This window comes from Parashewanella spongiae (genome assembly GCF_004358345.1).
Classification (GTDB): Bacteria; Pseudomonadota; Gammaproteobacteria; order Enterobacterales; family Shewanellaceae; genus Parashewanella; species Parashewanella spongiae.
In genome coordinates, this window is sequence record NZ_CP037952.1 from 4,154,349 (window position 1) to 4,172,994 (window position 18,646).

An 18,646-nucleotide genomic window follows, 5' to 3' on the forward strand; every position below is an offset into this window, starting at 1 on the left:
AAATCAAAGGTGCTGCGTTATCGTTTTCTTATTTGGAAACGAAGTAACGACAGTTTTGTATGTCGATAATAACCAAACCTCACAAACTCTGCCTTGCATAAAATAACCAATTTATCGCTGCAAAAACAATCACGAAAGATCAACAGACCCTAGTCTATTTTCATCAGTAACAAATTTATTCTGAAATATACTCAGTCACTTCTAGCCCAAAGCCTGAAAGTGAGTGATAACGCTTTGGTGAGCTGAGCAAGCGCATTGTTGTTACCCCTAAAGAAGACAAAATTTGCGAACCAACGCCAACACGACGAGACGTACCTTGCCATTTAGCCGCCGGTTGTTGACCATTGTCTTCAGCTTCAAACGCTTTCACTTTGTTGAGTACACTTTCAGGTGTTTCGTAGTTGCTGAGTAAAACTAATACTCCGCCTTCTTCAGCAATACGTTCCATTGCTTTATCAATCGGCCAGCTACGCTCTTGACTGCGCTCTGAGAACAACAAATCATTAAAAGTATTTTGTAAATGTACTCGCACTAATGAGTTAGCCGTTACTTCACCTTTAACTAATGCAAAATGGATTTGATTATCAATGGTATCGCGGAAAGTGATCATCTTAAAATCACCAAATCGGGTTGGTAACTTACACTCAGACTCATTGATGATAGTAGTTTCTTTAGTGTTTCGGTACTCAATTAAATCAGCAATAGTACCAATTTTAATACCGTGCTTTTCTGAGAAGATTTCTAAATCAGGACAACGTGCCATTGAGCCGTCATCTTTTAGAATTTCAACAATCACACCTGAAGGCTCTAGCCCTGCAAGCCTTGCCAAATCACAACCTGCTTCTGTGTGACCTGCACGAACCAATACGCCACCTTCTTGTGCCATCAGTGGGAATATGTGTCCTGGCTGAACAAGATCAGCGGCCTTCGCGTCCTTAGCTACTGCGGCTTTAACAGTTACCGCACGGTCATGTGCAGAAATACCTGTTGTTACACCTTGTGCAGCTTCAATTGATACTGTGAAATTAGTGGAAAACTGAGCATTGTTATTATCAACCATCAACGGGATGTTTAATTGCTTACAACGACTTTCTGTCATTGTTTGGCAAATTAAACCTCGCCCATGAGTCGCCATGAAGTTAATGGCCTCTGGTGTGACCAATTCGGCGGCCATGATCAAGTCGCCTTCATTTTCTCTGTCCTCATCGTCCATCAAAATAACCATTTTACCTTGACGGATGTCTTCGATGATTTCTTCTATGCTGTGTAACGCCATGTTCTGACCTTTAATTTTAAGTAATACTGAACCCAAGACGTAAATGATTGCTCGTAAGCCTTAGGTTATACCATTTTGATAAGCCTGAGCTCGGGATAATGAAATCTACCACTCATTGTTTCATCGCGTAACCAACTGTAATAGCAAGCCTATTTCAGAGAAGCACAACACTTGAATAGGCAAAATAGCTGTGCTGTAGAGGTTTGCTTATCCAGAGTTCAGCTTGATTAATTTCAAAGCTAGCGCATAAAGCCTGCTTTGGCTAATGACTCAATAGTCAGGCCAGTCTGGGTTTTAGGTTCGTCTTTTTTGCCAAGCATTAATCGCTCTAAATAGCGCGCCACAAGATCAACTTCAATGTTAACCATACCGCCCACTTGAGCGTCCACTAAATTAGTTTCATCAAGTGTATGAGGCACAATGGTCAGCCTAAATTTACAACCATTCACCTCGTTCACCGTTAAACTGATTCCGTCAATGGTAATTGAGCCTTTGTGCGCAATATAATGAGCCAATTCTTTTGGCGCAGATAACCAAAACTCAATAGCTTTGCCACGTAATTCACGTAGTTCAATTTTAGCAATACCATCAACATGTCCTGAAACAAGATGACCACCTAAACGCGTTGTCGCAGTAACCGCTTTTTCCAAGTTCACTTTCTGCCCAACTTTGTAATGAGCAAAACCCGTTAATGCAACAGTTTCGGCGGATACATCAGCCACATAGCCATCACTGTTTTTTTGAACGACGGTTAGACAGACACCATTTGTAGCAATACTGTCTCCAAGTTGAACGTCAGTGAGATCAAGTTTTCCACTCGAAATCGTTAAACGTATATCATTTGATTGACGTACAATTTTGCTGATATGACCTACAGCTTCGATGATCCCGGTAAACATTTATCTCACCTTTACAACTTTTTGCTGGTTAACTTAAAACGAAAACAGCGATCTTCACCAATTTTTCGTTCATCGAGTAATGTAATTTCTGGCGTTTGGCTCATTTGCAGATAATCAGGCAAAGTTAAACAACTTCGCCCTTGGCTACCTAATAATATTGGCGCTTGATAAAGCCAGAGCTCATCTGCCAAAGCTTGTTCAATTACGGCTCCTGCCAAAGTAGCACCTGCTTCAATGAGCACTGAATTGCAATCCTTACCAAGGTGTTTAAATAACGACTTTAAATCTACCCGACCATTTAAAGAGGGTAATAATAAACACTCCACATGGCTTGGTTTCGAGTTTATAAATTCTGCAGAATATGGCTGAGTAGAAACCAACAAAATAGGCGTTTTGGTCAAAAAAAGTTTGGCTGATAATGAGATCTGGCAATTGGAATCGAGCACGACTCGTAACGGCTGTAAAATTGCGGTTTCAGCTAAAGATTCGGACAATTCGCCTAGCTCATTATGACGAACATTCAAACTACAATCATCTTCTATAACTGTATTGATACCTGTCACAATCGCGCAATGTCGTAAGCGAAGTCGTTGTACATCTCGACGTGACGCCGCAGCTGTAATCCATTTCGATATACCGTTAGATAAAGCTGTTTTACCATCAATACTAGCCGCAACCTTGACGCTCACGTATGGCATCCCTGTTTCCATTCGCTTCATAAAACCATCATTTACGGCTATGGCCTCATTTTGATACAAACCGACATCTACGTGGATACCTGCTTCACGTAATAAAGCAATACCTTTGCCAGCCACATTCGGATTTGGATCTTGCACTGCAACAACAACACGAGAAACTTTTGCATGGATTAGAGCTAACGCGCAAGGAGGGGTTCGCCCAAAATGACTGCATGGTTCTAGAGTGACGTAAGCCGTTGCACCACGTGCGCTTTCATTAGGATCAGTATTGGAATGGATATTGGATTTTGCTTGTTCGAGTGCATGAACTTCGGCGTGAGGCTCTCCTGCCTTTTTATGGAAACCTTCACCTATGACTTTTTGTCCAAGAGTCAGAACACAACCGACATTAGGATTCGGCCGAGTGGTATATCTGCCTTTTCGAGCCAACTGAAGTGCCCGAGTCATCATTTGTCTATCAAAAGTTGACCACATGCTCATTCTATCATTTCCAAGAAATCGTTTAACTCGTTGACACCAAACTTACTTTTGAAGTTTAGCTATGGCGTCGCCAAACTCTGAAACATCTTCAAATGCGCGATAAACAGATGCAAAACGAATGTAAGCCACCTTATCTAACGTCATCAACTGCTCCATGATTAAGTTACCAATCATTTCTGAATTGATTTCTCGCTCGCCAGTAGCTCTAAGTGTCGATTTAATTTTAGATAGTGCTTGCTCAATCCTATCCATCGAAACAGGACGCTTTTCACAAGCTTTTGACATACCACGACGAAGCTTATCTTCATCAAACGGTTGTCGAGAACCATCACGTTTTATGACTCTAGGCATGACTAATTCAGCCCCTTCAAAAGTCGTAAAACGTTCATGGCACTGAATACATTCGCGGCGGCGCCTAACTTGGTGTCCATCGGTGACTAATCGGGAATCAATTACTTTTGTGTCTGTCGTATTGCAAAATGGACAATGCATTGCGCCCCCCAATTACTTATATAAAAATAAATTAAGATTAAAAAAATGGCCGCATTTGCGACCATTCAGATTTTATCTTATTTCAAACGCTTCTGCTAGCAAGGCGAACAGCCGCAAGCGCAATTATGCGTAAACAGGAAAACGAGCACACAACTCTAGTACTTGCTGCTTGACGCGGTTAATTACGTCTTCGTTGTGAGCATCATCAAGCACATCACAAACCCAATTGGTAAGCTGTGTAGCTTCAGCTTCTTTAAATCCACGACGAGTGATAGCTGGTGTACCAATACGAACGCCAGAGGTTACGAATGGTGAACGAGGATCATCAGGTACTGAGTTTTTATTAACCGTGATGTTAGCGCTTCCCAAAGCCGCATCAGCTTCTTTACCAGTTAAATCGCGACCGATTAAGTCAACCAACATAAGATGGTTATCAGTTCCGCCAGAAACTATTTTATAACCACGTTGCTGGAATTGAGCTGCCATCACTTTGGCATTCGCAACCACTTGAGTTTGATACGTTTTGAACTCTGGTTCCAAAGCTTCTTTAAACGCAACAGCTTTGCCTGCAATGATATGCATCAATGGGCCACCTTGCCCGCCAGGGAACACGGCTGAATTCAACTTCTTGTACAAATCTTCGTCATCAGCCGCTGAAATAATCAAACCACCACGAGGGCCTGCCAATGTTTTATGAGTTGTTGATGTTACTACATGTGCGTGTGGCACAGGGTTAGGATAAACACCAGCAGCAATTAGACCTGCAACATGCGCCATATCGACAAAGAAATAAGCATTAATCTTATCTGCGATTTCACGCATTTTAGCCCAATCAACGATACCTGAGAACGCAGAAAAACCACCGATTATCATCTTAGGTTTATGCTCAATAGCAAGGCGTTCAAGCTCAACGTAATCAATTTTACCCGTTTCATCAATACCGTAAGGAATGATGTCATAAAGCTTACCTGAAAAGTTAACTGGTGAACCGTGAGTCAAATGACCACCGTGAGCTAAGTTCATCCCTAATACTTTATCACCAGGCTGAAGCAATGCCATATAGACAGCAGAATTGGCTTGCGAACCAGAGTGTGGCTGAACATTTGCATACGTTGCGCCAAATAGCTCTTTTGCTCGTTCGATGGCAAGAGCCTCAACCACATCGACATGCTTACAACCGCCGTAATAACGCTTACTTGGGTAACCTTCGGCGTATTTATTTGTCAACATAGAGCCTTGGGCTTCCATCACTCTTGGACTGGTGTAGTTTTCAGAAGCAATCAGTTCAATATGTTCTTCTTGACGAACACTCTCTAATTGCATTGCTTCATATAAATCAGGATCAAAATCCGCAATGTTCATATTTTTTTGTAGCATGACTCACTCCAGTAGCTCAGCTTTTTAGTTCTATATAGACATACACCTCAAATTAACAAGAGGTACATTCGTAGGTTGGGCGGCATTTTACTCTTGAATGATGAACAATCACAGTACCTTAATCCAAATTTTACTGTTTTAATCACCGTACATGTTAATGAGATTTAGTCTCATCACTTTTAAGTAGCAAAGGAACATGCAAGCGTTTTTGATTTTCAGTTGAAACAGGTCGAACATGACCAAGAGCGAAAAGCTTGTCCATTAGAGGGTGCCTAACTCGATGGTTCGAACGAAACCAACTAATAAGCGCAGCTTTAGTAGTGAGTTTCCACATACTTCCCCAATATGTTTCAACAACATCATCTTCGGGTATAAAATGAGTTAGCATTATAGGGCAGCACTCCGCACTCTCCTCTGTGACCTTTTCGGCTAGGGTGCTTGATATTACTTCAATAAGTCCTTGTCTATAATCATCTGAAACAATTTTTAGATTTATTTCTGATTGAATTCTATCTTCTCTTTGAGCGTATCTAGAGAGCTTAAATACTCGTGGTTTAATTAATTTTTTAATGCCTCTTAAAATCGAAAGGGCTTTTTCGGGATCTTTATCTTCATAAAAATCAACTCGGCTTATCCAAATTGACAATGGAAGCCATTGCTCCGGTTCACTAATTATTTCTTTTGATAACGAGATAACCTCATAACAAGCAAGCTGAGCTTCTTTAGAAAGACAAGTTAGCTTCTCTTTCATTTCTGCCTGAAGTTGAACTTCCGATTTAAAAGATGCTGTTTTTCCTAGCACTGCATCTTTTTTCAGCGCTGAGACCAATAAATTTATCCTAGAGTCACTCAGAGGGTCTTCTTCCTGTGAAAACTTTTTCAACCATTTTTCATTAGCCTTAACTGCATCATAAAAAGAAAAAGTTACTACATTTTCAAGACCATATTTAAAATAATTCATATCTATTTCAGATAATTCAATATCATCTGAGTCCTCAACATGGGTTAACCTTACTGAAATTTTTCCATTATGTTGATCCGCTGTAACTTTGAATACTAAGTGCTCTATTTGCCAATGCTGATGAACACTATCTATACCTCTTAGCTTAATTTCATTAAGGTAAGCATCTGTTACTCCATAGCAGTCAATATGTTGCTTAATAAATGTAGATGTTCTATCCCTGACAACGTCTTGAGCCTCTATCATTTTAGCTTGTAAACCTGAGGCTTTAGCAAGGCTTTCATCCATAATTTCAATAGCTTTAGCTAAACACTTAGCGGCTTCTCTAGGTTTCTTTTCTATAAGTGCATCTATATCTAGAAAGTTTGGGCAAAGTTCTTGAATTATTTCAGTTTCTAGCTCATCCAATTCAAGCAAAAAAAATGGTCGTGGTCCGATTGTGTCTTTTATTTCATATAGCAGCTGTAAAGCCGTATTCGGCTTTAGCTCTTTCATATATAAAAACTCTATGCGATAAATCCATACTGCCACTGGCAATTGTGTTCCGCGATAAAGACCCACACCTAGTTCAATTTGAGCTTCAATTTGTGCAGCAAGTGGAAGACTTTTAAGTCGGTTAACAATTCGTTCGCGTACATCGTCACGACCTATTTCTTTCACCACACTCCCTAATATTTCATCCTTTTCATAAAAAAAGTAAAGCCTACTGATATTATCCTCAGAAAGTGGCGACTTAAAATCAGGAGTATCCATAAGCCACTTTTCTTGAAGCTTTTCAGCATCTAATTGAACATCAACGCGGTTAACCACTGACTCTACTTTTGCGGCTATGCTGTTCAATTCTTGTTGAGAAAGCACGTCATATTTATTTCCCTCATTTACAATGCTAGATACTTCAATTTTATTGTTAGGGTAAACATACTCAAGGGTGAAATCGATACAGCTAAGGTGGAGGGAGGCATGAGTGTCCTCTATCCCATACTCTGTAATAGAGAACATATACGATTCTAAAATAAACGATTCATCTTCAAGTTGCGCTTTCAACCTTTCGTTGATGAGTGTTAGACACTGTGTAATTCGAGGTATCACGTTCATTTCAAGAACAACATCTTGTGGATAGTTATCCCTCAAGGCTTCTAGTTGCGTTATAGCCAGTTCTGGATATTTATCAATTTGCTCATCCACAGCTTTAGGTAGAAGCTCTACGCCTGAAAGTTTGTAAAGATTAAACAGGCGGGGCTCAAGATGAAACTTTACTTTAGTTAAAATAGCTAACGCATCAATTGGAAACTCTTCAGCAATGTGATTAATCCGATAAAACCAAACCGCTATGGGCAGTTCTACATCTTGTATTTTCACAAGTTTAGAGGCGAGAATTTGCCACTCAAATGGATAATTTTTGAGATCGTCACAAATTAAACAACGAATTGATTCAGTGGTTTTTGTATTAATCCAACACTTCAATACATCATCTGTTTTCATAATTGAAGCTAAATGCCACGTTACGACCTCTGACGTTGGTGATACGAAATCTGGTTGATTTTTTAGCCATTCTTCTTGATGTCCTTGCGCCTTTTTCTTCAAATCTATTTGATTGATGAAACGGCCTATAAATTCAATAACTTCTGTTTTATCTGAATAAGTAAAATAGAATGTTCCAGACATATGATTGACTAATCGAACAACGTATTTTGGGTTTTCAAAACCGCATAAAACCTTAAATTTAAGAGAGCATAACTCGAAATTCTCATGAGTTACATCCATACCACATTCTTTAATAGAGTTGTAGTATTGAGTTCGAATCCTCTCCTCATTCATAACCTCCTTCTTTAATAGCTCAGTGTTATTTTTAATCACACTTTCTAATTCTTTTTTTTTCGAGATCAAATAAAGAGCTAACTCTATAAACCCTTGGCGTGATGATACGTGCGTTAAAGAAATAAGCATTCTTAAAACTCTGTGAATTTCAGTTTCCTCTAGTTGCTCAACCTTTTTTAAGATGACAAAAATAGGGATGCCATTACCTCTATAGCAACTGAAAAGGGGATCACGATACTCAATAATCTCACATAAGTACGGCTGTAATTCATATGGGTATTTAGAAATGAAATAATGAACTTTATCAAACCACAACGGTCTTTCTGACTCCATAACTATTGTCATTATAGCTTCATTTTTATACATAAAGCCTGCCAAGCTTCCCCATTTAAAATTAAGTAACCTACGACTACAAATACTTTTTTCACTTTGTGGCGTTCTCAGCTCTCTCTTTATTACCTCGCGATCATTGACTAGAAATTCAACTTGTTGGCGGATCATTTCTGCATTTTTTGAACTTAAATTAGATCTTGCTTCGGAGAGTCGAGAATGAAAGGTAACTTTGAAGTCAAAAAAGGACATATTAACCAAATCAGGATCACGTGATAATCCTTCAATTGGTGCTGACCAAGGTGTAATTTTTAATAAAAGATTATTAACTCGAAAACATTCATGGGTACCTTTCAAACCTAATAATCGAATTGAATCAAAATAAATTTGTTCAAGCTTTTCTGGTGAAGGTATTCGTTGTGACGTCGAAACTAACAAGTCATCTAAAGGGATATCTCTCTTACACAGCCTCCGCCTTACTAAGGGGTTCACTTGCATGCAATGAATTGAGTCAAAAAAAGCCGCATTGGCTCTTACACCTTCAGAATTTAATATAACCCGATACTTTTTTAAATTCAATGTATCAATTGGGTGAAGCACACAGTGTTTAATATCGTAATCCCAAGGTATATTATCGGTAAATGGGAAAAGCCTTAGATTGCCAATTACATCAGGCCGATGAGTGACTTTGAAAACCTTACCCGATAACTCCAACCCATCATGAACAACGTCCTTGCCGAGTAATAGAATGTTTCGATAATATTCTTTTTCAATGCTTGAGCTTGTTAAAATTGCTAATGCAGTCATAAACAGTTCTATCTATCAATTACATGACAATAAAATGGATTTTAGCAGAGCAAGTATTGCTATCTAGTTAATAAATGTTAATGGCTACACTTCAGAGTGTAGATAACAATCGTTAATAAATGTGCCCGTTCATACACAATGAAACACGAATTAATAGATCGATTTGAGTTCAGTTCAGCTTTCAGTACAATTAGTTCATCTCCATTAACAAGAAGATTGTTTATCAATGGCACAATTTGTATATAGCATGCTCCGAGTGGGCAAGATCGTCCCACCTAAAAAGCAAATTTTAAAAGACATCTCATTAAGTTTTTATCCCGGCGCAAAAATTGGTGTGCTCGGTTTAAATGGCTCAGGTAAATCCACTCTACTTCGCATCATGGCGGGTTTAGATACCGAAATTGAAGGTGAAGCTCGTCCGATGCAAGATCTCAAAATCGGATATTTACCTCAAGAACCTAAGCTCGATGAAAACCAAACGGTTCGTGAAGCAGTTGAAGAAGCAGTGGCCGATGCAAAGCTCGCTTTAGTGCGTTTAGATGAGGTTTATGCGGCTTATGCTGAGCCTGATGCCGACTTTGACGCCCTAGCTAAAGAGCAAGGTCAACTTGAAGCAATCATTCAATCTCAAGATGCTCACAATCTTGATAATATTTTAGAGCGCGCGGCCAACGCATTACGCCTACCTGATTGGGATGAAAAAATTGCCGTCCTTTCAGGAGGTGAGCGTCGTCGAGTCGCAATTTGCCGTTTATTACTCGAAAAGCCTGAAATGTTGCTACTTGATGAGCCAACCAACCACTTAGATGCTGAATCAGTGGCTTGGTTAGAGCATTTTTTACAAGAATATACAGGTACCGTTGTTGCTATTACCCATGACCGTTATTTCTTAGATAATGCCGCAGGTTGGATTCTTGAGTTGGATCGTGGTGAAGGTATTCCTTGGGAAGGCAACTATTCCTCTTGGCTTGAGCAGAAAGATGCTCGTTTGCAACAGGAATCAGCAACAGAGAGCGCACGACAAAAAACTATCGCTAAAGAATTAGAGTGGGTACGCCAAGGTTCAAAAGGTCGCCAGTCTAAAGGTAAAGCTCGTATGGCCCGCTTTGAAGAACTTAATACTAGCGATCACCAAAAGCGTAATGAAACCAACGAACTATTTATTCCCCCCGGCCCGCGTTTGGGTGACAAAGTTATTGAAGTGAATAACCTCACAAAATCATATGGCGACCGTGTACTGATTGATAATTTATCATTCAGCGTACCTAAAGGTGCGATTGTCGGTATCATAGGTGCCAACGGTGCAGGTAAATCAACATTATTTAAAATGCTTTCTGGCGCCGAGCAACCTGACTCTGGTTCAATAGAGCTTGGCGATACAGTTCAATTAGCCTCCGTCGAACAGTTTCGTGATTCAATGAACGATAAAAATACCATTTGGGAAGAGATTTCTGGTGGCCAAGATATTATCCGAATCAACAATACTGAAATTCCAAGCCGTGCTTATGTTGGTCGCTTTAACTTTCGCGGTGGCGATCAACAAAAGATTATTGGTAGCTTGTCTGGCGGTGAACGAAATCGTGTTCACTTAGCAAAATTACTACAAGCTGGTGGTAATGTGCTGTTACTCGATGAACCAACCAATGATTTAGATGTTGAGACATTACGTGCTCTAGAAGAAGCCATTGTTGAGTTCCCTGGTTGTGCCATGGTCATTTCCCATGACCGCTGGTTCCTCGATAGAATTTGTACTCACATCCTAGATTACCGAGACGAAGGACAAGTGAACTTCTATGAAGGAAACTACACCGAGTACTCAACATGGTTAAAAGAACAGTTAGGTACAGATGTTATCGAACCTCATCGTTTGAAATATAAGCGAATGAGTAAGTAATACCATTAATTACAGTCATTAATCTCTCACTCAGCAAGAGTTAAAGGGTTTCAGTGCAAAGCACAAGCTCGAAGTACTATATATCCTACGGCCGCCATACAAAACGGCGTTCAATGCACTTAGTGTTTTTGTCGGGATAATTCAAGTGCTTTTAACGCAGTAATGGAACCCTTTAGCCTTGCCCTTCGGGAATTGTATGTGCTTACTTTGGTTTATAAAGAATACTTCTCAAAATTGTCTTGAAGTAGCAATGTAATAACGACAGTTTTGTATGTCGGTAACAACTGTGCCTTCATCAATTACGATTGCACTTTGAGCAGATACATAGCTCTGAGTTGAGCATTTAATTACTGCAATTGGTATAACCTGAACTCTGGTTAAGTCGCTTTCATGCGTTCCTATATGTAGATCACATCAAGCAGAGACATTCAGTCTCTGCTTTTTTATTAGGATAAAATTTATGAGAATATTTGTTGTCAGCGATATTTGGGGCGCAACAGAGCCATTTAAAAAACTATGTCAAGATATTGGTGATAATGTTATCTCTATCGATCCATATGACGGAGTCAACTTATCATTTTCAGATGAACAACAAGCATATCAACACTTCATCAAAAATGTTGGATTGGAACAATATACCCAATTAGTTTTCCACCAAGTAAGCCAGCATAAACAATCAGCAGGCATATTAATCGGTTTTAGCATAGGAGCCAGTGCAATTTGGAATATAAGTTCCATGTTGAGCGAATACCAAATCATGAAAGCCTATTGTTTTTATGGTGGACAAATTCGCCACAAAACAGACATGCTCCCCAGCATAGAAATTGAGTTAATTGCGCCTCAATCAGAAGCTCATTTTGACCAAAATGAAATGCTAAACGCTATTCAAAAAATAAAAAAAGTAAACATTCAACGTACACCCTACTATCACGGGTTCATGAATTCCCTTTCAAGAAATTTTGATAAGCAAGGGTATGAAAAATATTTAGATTTGTTAGTGAGACTTTCACATTACAAAATGAAAATTGCCGCTTACTTTTTATGGTAAAAGAACATCGATTTTACATTGCTGCACCTGAGAAGTGATCAGGGCGTGTATTTAGAACTTAATGTCTTTTTTACTGATCCTACTCTGAGTAAAATATGAATATAAATATAAAGTTGATGAAAAAAATATAATTTTCTGCTCGTCATTACTTCATCATGGTTTGTCTATAATAATGTTATGGGCAGTAGCTATGATGTTAACGTTAAAGTTCGAAATAAAACATCAAGGCTACTGGAGGTGTTATTTCAGAGAAAAGCATATTGTTAGCACTTGCAATTAACAACACTTGTACTGCGATATCGCCTCGCTATACATATAATAGCGAGTCTTCTATTAACCCTGCCTTTCAACATATTGCTGAAGGAGTGAACATTGAGCTAGGGGTAAACGAGCGACGAATTTACGCTTTAACAGAAGGTTTATGCTTTAATATTGGCTGTAAAAATTCACTAGGCAGCTCCTTAAGAAGTGTTGTTTCCCCTGAAATGCAAAATCAAGTTAATTGGAATGATCGCTATGGACACCCTTCTATTGCCAATGGAAAAAAGGTCTATTGTGCAGGCTATATGTATCGACGCGAGTCGTATTTCGAAGTCATTCATGCTTCAGGCCGATATCACCAATCTAGAACGAGTCAAACAAAAACTTGGATTGAACATTTTATAACCCAAAAAATATCCTCTCACTTTGGTCTTTCTGAAGTTAAGTTCTATGATGTTTCAAACATCGAGATTGTTGAAAATAACGGTTGGAAATTAATCAGAAAAATGTATACGTGCCGTTGCTATGATTTAAAGCATGTTCAGTTAATGCAAACAGTAGAAAATTTCTTTTTAAAGAGGGAATCACCATCTTTTGATACGATAAAATCTATAGGCATAATTTTAGAACGATTTACAGGTAAAGTAGACAACCAACTTCTCTCTCTTATTTGTCAAGATGATGAAGTAAGCCAGAGCTTAGCTGCAGCTTGTAACTATTTGGATTCTGGAAACTTTGGTTTATTAAATCGCCAAGGGAAATACGGAGTTAATAAAACAGAAGCATTTATTTTAAAGATTCTTGACCAGAAAAAAGTGAACATTAGAGATATACAGCAATGGGTTTTTGATTCAAGTTGTAATGAAGATTCAAGAATAAAACATGCTGCAAGCATCATTTTTTTACAAGAAAAGCTTGGAACTAACTTTTCTCAACAGCCTAATTTAGTTGTATTTAAACGCCAGTTGTTGGCGCTAAACGATGGCGAGCTAGAAGCTTCTTTCGACTCTATTTCATCTTATGTAATGATTGAACATCCCTCACTTTTGACAAATTCTCTTGAATAGAAATCTATTTTTTAACAATTGTTCGATTTAATAGGTATAACCTTTAAAGAATTTTTGATTTTTCAATCTTTGTTTAACACCGAACAGAATAAAAGTAAGCTATTAAACATTTTTATTCATTTCACTCAATAGTAATTCGCAGTAAAATATTTCAATACACTTTTAATGAATTAATCCATATACTTCGAGCAATGAATTGATACATTGAGACTGTTGGTTTGAAAAAAATTGCTATTTTTGTTGATGTCCAGAATATCTATTACACCTCAAAAGAAGCTTATGGTCGTCAATTTGATTATAAACGATTGTGGCAACAACTCGGCTACGAAGGTGAAATTGTTATTGCAAATGCTTATGCCATTGCCCGCAACGATAATGGCCAAATTAAATTTCAAGATGCCTTACGGCACATCGGTTTTGAAGTGAAATTAAAACCATTTATACAACGTGCTGACGGCTCTGCAAAAGGCGACTGGGATGTAGGCATCACGATTGATATTATGGAATGTGCGTCATCTGTCGATACTATCGTACTGCTTTCTGGAGATGGGGACTTTAGTTTACTGCTTGATAAAGTACGTCAAAAATACCACGTTGAGACCCAAGTTTTTGGTGTACCAAGTTTAACCGCTAAGGCATTAATCGATGCTACCACCATCTTTCATGAAATTAACCACAGTCTATTACGGTAACGGCTTAAATTTAAATGAATACACATAATCAAGTGCTTGCTCAAACACCAATAAGCAAAACCTTTCATTTCCCTGTTCAAATCTACTACGAAGATACAGACTTTTCTGGTGTTGTGTACCATCCAAATTTTTTAAAATATTTTGAACGCGCACGTGAGCATGTTATTGGCGCCGACAAACTTGACCGTTTGTGGAATCAATATAACTTAGGCTTTGCTGTCTACAAGACTGAAATGACGTGTCAAGAAGGTGTCGAGTTTGCTGACATTATTGATGTGAGAACTTATTTTTATATCGAAAGTAAATATAGAACCGTTTGGTTCCAAGAAATATGGAGACCAGAAGGGGTAAAACCAGCAGTAACCGCAAAAATAGAAATGATAAGCATGAATAAAGAAAGGCAATTAATCGAAATGCCAAACACACTACTCAAACAATTTAACCAACTAATTCTGTAGCGCTTTCAATCTCCGAGCAGGGGGTATTTAGCACAGCCCAGCATAATTCTAATTCAAGGGGTAACATTGGCATCGCGAAATGCTTCCCTTGTACTTTGTCTACCCCTATAAGACATAATAGCTCTCTAACTTTAGCTGTTTCAACGCCTTCCACAGTTACTGTTAAGCCTAGCTTCTTTGGTAAGCTAACGCTGGCTTCAAGGATATATAACGATTCTTTTTCATTAAAAATATTCTCTAAGAATGAGCGATCTATTTTTACTTCATCGATGGGCAATTGTTTCAAATAGGCTAATGAGGAGTGGCCGGTTCCAAAGTCATCAACCGCAATAGAAACGCCTAAATCACGTAATTGATTGAGGGTGCGAATGGCTTTTAACGTATCTTCCATCAAGCTACTTTCAGTTATCTCAATAATTAAACTATTCGCTGGCAGATTGTGACGTTCAAGTCCTGAAAGAATATCTTCTGCTAATGTGTCGCGACATAAATCATGAGAAGATAAATTAACGGCTATTTGCGCACATAACCCCACCGAGCGCCAATTAACTTGCTGTAACATTACCTGTTCAAGTGCCCATCGGCTCACAATATCAATCACTCCAGCTCTCTCTGCCAAAGGGATAAACTCTGCTGGTGACAACTGACCAAGCTTTTTATGCTCCCATCGGATCAAAGCTTCAACTTGGGTAAAACCTCCCTGTGTTAATGATTCCTTTGGCTGATACACCATATACAGTTCATTGCGTTTTAATGATGTAGGCAAACTACCAATAATAGTTAATTCACGATCTTGTATACGATCATCACCATATTTGTAGGCTGAAAATAAACTCGGTTGATCCGCAGCTTTAATAATTGCCAGATCAAGTCGCTTAAGCATTACACTTACGTCGGCATAGTGCTCTTCAATATCCAATTTTCCAATTTTAAGTTTAACGCTGATAGGAGTGCCCTTGATATCATATGGCATCTGTAATTGATTCTGTAACTGATGCAGTTGCTCTGTCGAAATTCCTAAGTCGAAATACATAAAAAATTCTGCACCGCTCATTCGCGCCAGCAATTTTGGTCGCTGCGGCAAATTTTTTAATCGCTCGGCAAAACGACAAAGGAGCTGATCACCAAGAGTAAAACCAAACAAGTCATTTACATAACGAAAACGGTGGATGTCGACCAAAATAAAGCAACCATGCTTTACAGGCATTAACATTGCCATACGCCCTTTTAAACCTAAACGATTCATTAAACCTGTTAGCTTATCGAGACCAGTAGGAGGAGGAAGCACTTTTAATAGGTTTTCAATGGAAGAATACAGTTCTTTAAATTTTGGTGGTATATGAGAAATTCGTAATTTATTGCGCTGTTCAATTTGCGAAGAAATTTTGAATGTAAGAAACTGAAGAAAGTCAGATTCTTCATGTTTTCTATTATACCTCTTGTAAACCGTGCGAATTACTACACACAAAAATAAGGTTACAGCTACATCAATCCCAAAACCAAACATGCCAATCATCCTTTTTATAGGCATTCATACTTTGTTTGATGCTTAACCATCAAAAAAGTATTTATTCGTAACTTTGTTTTATTGACCGATATTGAGCTAAAAATTCACTGCTGGCAAGTTCTTCATTATCTAATGGCAAACCTTTTTGCCTTAAAATTGCCATATGGTTGCTTGTTTTATCATTAATTTTTAAATTTTTAGTATATATAGCCGCAGCACGAACAAAGTCAACACAAGTCACATCATCGGATTGGTACTCTAAATCGTGCCAATGCTCAACCACTTCGATGATGTCTTCTGAAAACTCCCAGTGTTTTAATAGAGCAACACCAACTGGTGTTTGAAGCTTTTCAATAATAAGTTGAAGGGTATCTATATCTGAAATTTGATCGGAACGATTTTCTGCTTCCATTAACAACGGCAGAGCACCAATATTATAAACCAACCCCGCCAATGATAATGTATCAAGATTTATACGAAAATGTGGATGTTCTTTCTTGTAAATCAATAACAATGCACATGCAGCTGATGTTACATCTACTGAGCGTTCCCATATGTCATCAAGTAGCTCTCCAACGATTTCATTGCTGGAAATAAACAATTGTTCCGCCGCAGCTGAAATAACTAACGACTGAATTTGAGTTAGCCCAATTCGTGTCACTGCGGTCATGAGACTATTGGCAGCAGAACCTCTATAAAACATGGCACTGTTTGCCACTTTTATAATACGAGCCGATATCGCTGTATCTTTACAAACGACGGCGACGACTTGCTTAAGAGACGAACTAGGACGATTCACCACAGACTGTATTTCAATAGCGACATCCGGCAATGTAGGCAGGATTAAAGTATCATCCTCCAGTTTTACTAAGAAGTCCCTTAGCATAGAGCTTTCAACAGGCACTGCATCTTACCTTTTACATAATTTTCGATAACTATTAGCTTAGACAAATCTATTAATATTTCCTCTTTATGATTCACATCACAACGAGTTGCATTTTTATGAGTTTCATTTGCATCACAGGACATGGAGCGAGTAAAATAGCGCGCCGCAAAATGCGTTCATTCCACTTGTCCATATTGAGAATTATTATGTTTAAACCCGAGCTATTATCTCCAGCAGGCACGTTAAAAAATATGCGCTATGCGTTTGCTTATGGTGCAGATGCCGTTTACGCTGGCCAGCCGAGGTATAGCTTAAGAGTGAGAAATAACGAGTTTAGTATGGAAAACCTCGCTGTAGGTATTCAAGAAGCTCACGATTTAAATAAAAAATTGTACGTTGTTAGTAATATTTCTCCTCACAATGCCAAGCTAAAAACTTATATCAAAGATATGGAGCCTGTGGTTTCAATGAAACCAGATGCCATCATCATGTCCGATCCTGGATTAATCATGATGGTTCGTGAGGCGTTTCCAGATCAAGAAGTTCACCTTTCAGTTCAAGCCAATGCGATCAATTGGGCGTCGGTTAAGTTTTGGGAAACTCAAGGCATAAAACGTGTTATTTTATCTCGTGAATTATCATTAGATGAAATCGAAGAAATTCGTCAACGCTGCCCTAACATTGAACTTGAGGTCTTTGTTCACGGTGCTTTATGTATGGCCTATTCAGGACGTTGTTTACTTTCTGGTTATATTAATAAACGCGACCCTAACCAAGGTACTTGCACCAATGCTTGCCGTTGGAAATACGATGTACATGATGCAGAGCAAACAGAAACTGGCGACGTGATTGCCGTACAACCTCAATCTTCTACTGTACAAATAGAAACGCCAACATTAGGTGAAGGCCCTGTGACGGATAAAGTGTTCTTACTCCAAGAAGATAATCGCCCTGGTGAGTACATGCCAGCCTTTGAAGATGAGCATGGCACTTACATCATGAACTCAAAAGACCTTCGCGCGATTCAACACGTCGAACGTTTGGCAAAAATTGGCGTTGATTCACTAAAAATTGAAGGCCGTACAAAATCGTTCTATTACGTGGCTCGTACTGCACAGCTATATCGTCAAGCCATTGAAGATGCGACTTCAGGCAAAGATTTCAATCCTGGATTGATGCGCCAACTTGAAGGGCTTGCACACCGTGGTTATACCGAAGGTTTCTTACGCCGTCACGTGCATGATGAATACCAAAACTATGACTATGGATACTCAATCAGTGATACTCAGCAATTTGTTGGTGATATTACTGGTAACCGAAACGCGAGTGGCATGGCAGAAATTGAAGTTAAAAACAAATTCTTGGTCGGCGACAGTGTTGAGATAATGACACCTCAAGGCAACATTACGCTCACCATTGAAGCATTAGAAAACCGCAAAGGTGAAGCCGTCGACGCTGGTTTAGGTAATGGACATACCGTCTTTCTTGACATACCAAAAGAAGTTGATTTAACCAACGCCATTTTGTTGAGAAACCTGCCCCAAGGGCAAGACACTCGAAGCCCACACAGCCATGCATCGGCCACAACATAAAAGCTCAATGACGAAATGCTTAATAACCATTTTAGGGATCTAGCGATTTAAAAAGTACCAATCTTTGTCATACCTGCGACTTTTATAAAAAAAAGCAAAGGCA

General features: G+C 38.9%; 14 protein-coding genes. 6 read left to right on the forward strand and 8 right to left on the reverse strand.

All coding sequences use genetic code 11. The features are described from left to right. Nucleotides 1-175: 175 nt before the first annotated feature. The 6 genes from ribBA to E2I05_RS16490 form a co-directional block, all read right to left on the reverse strand. On the reverse strand, nucleotides 176-1,276 hold the full coding sequence (gene ribBA / locus E2I05_RS16465; protein ID WP_121854296.1) for a bifunctional 3,4-dihydroxy-2-butanone-4-phosphate synthase/GTP cyclohydrolase II: 1,101 nt from the start codon (nucleotides 1,274-1,276) through the stop codon (nucleotides 176-178). A 239-nt stretch (nucleotides 1,277-1,515) separates the two neighbouring features. Continuing rightward, nucleotides 1,516-2,175 (reverse strand): riboflavin synthase, encoded by a 660-nt coding sequence (locus tag E2I05_RS16470; protein ID WP_121854284.1) that lies wholly within the window; start codon nucleotides 2,173-2,175, stop codon nucleotides 1,516-1,518. Between the two features lie 11 nt (nucleotides 2,176-2,186). Further along, nucleotides 2,187-3,347, reverse strand: coding sequence for a bifunctional diaminohydroxyphosphoribosylaminopyrimidine deaminase/5-amino-6-(5-phosphoribosylamino)uracil reductase RibD (gene ribD / locus E2I05_RS16475; RefSeq protein WP_376707902.1), 1,161 nt, complete (start codon nucleotides 3,345-3,347; stop codon nucleotides 2,187-2,189). A 48-nt stretch (nucleotides 3,348-3,395) separates the two neighbouring features. After that, nucleotides 3,396-3,845, reverse strand: a complete 450-nt coding sequence (gene nrdR, locus E2I05_RS16480) for a transcriptional regulator NrdR (protein WP_121854286.1) — start codon at nucleotides 3,843-3,845, stop codon at nucleotides 3,396-3,398. Nucleotides 3,846-3,968: 123 nt separating this feature from the next. Next, a complete protein-coding gene (glyA, locus tag E2I05_RS16485) occupies nucleotides 3,969-5,222 on the reverse strand; it encodes a serine hydroxymethyltransferase (RefSeq protein WP_121854287.1) in 1,254 nt (417 codons plus the stop codon). A gap of 154 nt (nucleotides 5,223-5,376) precedes the next feature. Further along, nucleotides 5,377-9,138, reverse strand: coding sequence for a hypothetical protein (locus E2I05_RS16490; RefSeq protein WP_121854288.1), 3,762 nt, complete (start codon nucleotides 9,136-9,138; stop codon nucleotides 5,377-5,379). A 226-nt stretch (nucleotides 9,139-9,364) separates the two neighbouring features. Between E2I05_RS16490 and ettA the strand changes: the two genes are divergently transcribed. The 5 genes from ettA (at nucleotide 9,365) to E2I05_RS16515 (ending at nucleotide 14,558) form a co-directional block, all read left to right on the forward strand. Beyond that, the gene (gene ettA / locus E2I05_RS16495; protein ID WP_121854289.1) at nucleotides 9,365-11,032 is read left to right on the forward strand and encodes an energy-dependent translational throttle protein EttA; all 1,668 of its coding nucleotides are present in this window, start codon (nucleotides 9,365-9,367) and stop codon (nucleotides 11,030-11,032) included. Nucleotides 11,033-11,492: 460 nt separating this feature from the next. Further along, a complete protein-coding gene (locus E2I05_RS16500; protein WP_121854290.1) occupies nucleotides 11,493-12,080 on the forward strand; it encodes a hypothetical protein in 588 nt (195 codons plus the stop codon). Between the two features lie 260 nt (nucleotides 12,081-12,340). Next, nucleotides 12,341-13,408: a hypothetical protein gene (locus E2I05_RS16505; protein ID WP_121854291.1), complete on the forward strand. Its 1,068-nt coding sequence runs from the start codon at nucleotides 12,341-12,343 to the stop codon at nucleotides 13,406-13,408. 218 nt (nucleotides 13,409-13,626) lie between these two features. Further along, complete coding sequence (locus E2I05_RS16510) at nucleotides 13,627-14,100, forward strand: LabA-like NYN domain-containing protein (RefSeq protein WP_121854292.1); 474 nt, start codon at nucleotides 13,627-13,629, stop codon at nucleotides 14,098-14,100. A gap of 14 nt (nucleotides 14,101-14,114) precedes the next feature. Beyond that, complete coding sequence (locus E2I05_RS16515) at nucleotides 14,115-14,558, forward strand: thioesterase family protein (protein WP_121854293.1); 444 nt, start codon at nucleotides 14,115-14,117, stop codon at nucleotides 14,556-14,558. Here E2I05_RS16515 and E2I05_RS16520 read toward each other — a convergent pair. Further along, nucleotides 14,539-16,065, reverse strand: a complete 1,527-nt coding sequence (locus E2I05_RS16520; RefSeq protein ID WP_243641106.1) for a putative bifunctional diguanylate cyclase/phosphodiesterase — start codon at nucleotides 16,063-16,065, stop codon at nucleotides 14,539-14,541. The two genes, E2I05_RS16515 and E2I05_RS16520, sit on opposite strands and share 20 nt — an antisense overlap. 61 nt (nucleotides 16,066-16,126) lie before the next feature. Next, complete coding sequence (locus tag E2I05_RS16525) at nucleotides 16,127-16,969, reverse strand: HDOD domain-containing protein (RefSeq protein ID WP_376707901.1); 843 nt, start codon at nucleotides 16,967-16,969, stop codon at nucleotides 16,127-16,129. A gap of 188 nt (nucleotides 16,970-17,157) precedes the next feature. Here E2I05_RS16525 and trhP point away from each other — a divergent pair, with 188 nt between their 5' ends. Beyond that, nucleotides 17,158-18,543, forward strand: a complete 1,386-nt coding sequence (trhP, locus tag E2I05_RS16530; protein ID WP_121854295.1) for a prephenate-dependent tRNA uridine(34) hydroxylase TrhP — start codon at nucleotides 17,158-17,160, stop codon at nucleotides 18,541-18,543. Nucleotides 18,544-18,646 lie beyond the last annotated feature (103 nt).

Bases quoted from the DNA above. Each gene is read 5' to 3' on its own strand.
- ribBA (WP_121854296.1), bottom strand. From the start codon at position 1,276: ATGGCGTTACACAGCATAGAAGAAATCATCGAAGACATCCGTCAAGGT.
- E2I05_RS16470 (WP_121854284.1), bottom strand. From the start codon at position 2,175: ATGTTTACCGGGATCATCGAAGCTGTAGGTCATATCAGCAAAATTGTA.
- ribD (WP_376707902.1), bottom strand. From the start codon at position 3,347: ATGTGGTCAACTTTTGATAGACAAATGATGACTCGGGCACTTCAGTTG.
- nrdR (WP_121854286.1), bottom strand. From the start codon at position 3,845: ATGCATTGTCCATTTTGCAATACGACAGACACAAAAGTAATTGATTCC.
- glyA (WP_121854287.1), bottom strand. From the start codon at position 5,222: ATGCTACAAAAAAATATGAACATTGCGGATTTTGATCCTGATTTATAT.
- E2I05_RS16490 (WP_121854288.1), bottom strand. From the start codon at position 9,138: ATGACTGCATTAGCAATTTTAACAAGCTCAAGCATTGAAAAAGAATAT.
- ettA (WP_121854289.1), top strand. From the start codon at position 9,365: ATGGCACAATTTGTATATAGCATGCTCCGAGTGGGCAAGATCGTCCCA.
- E2I05_RS16500 (WP_121854290.1), top strand. From the start codon at position 11,493: ATGAGAATATTTGTTGTCAGCGATATTTGGGGCGCAACAGAGCCATTT.
- E2I05_RS16515 (WP_121854293.1), top strand. From the start codon at position 14,115: ATGAATACACATAATCAAGTGCTTGCTCAAACACCAATAAGCAAAACC.
- E2I05_RS16520 (WP_243641106.1), bottom strand. From the start codon at position 16,065: ATGTTTGGTTTTGGGATTGATGTAGCTGTAACCTTATTTTTGTGTGTA.
- trhP (WP_121854295.1), top strand. From the start codon at position 17,158: ATGTTTAAACCCGAGCTATTATCTCCAGCAGGCACGTTAAAAAATATG.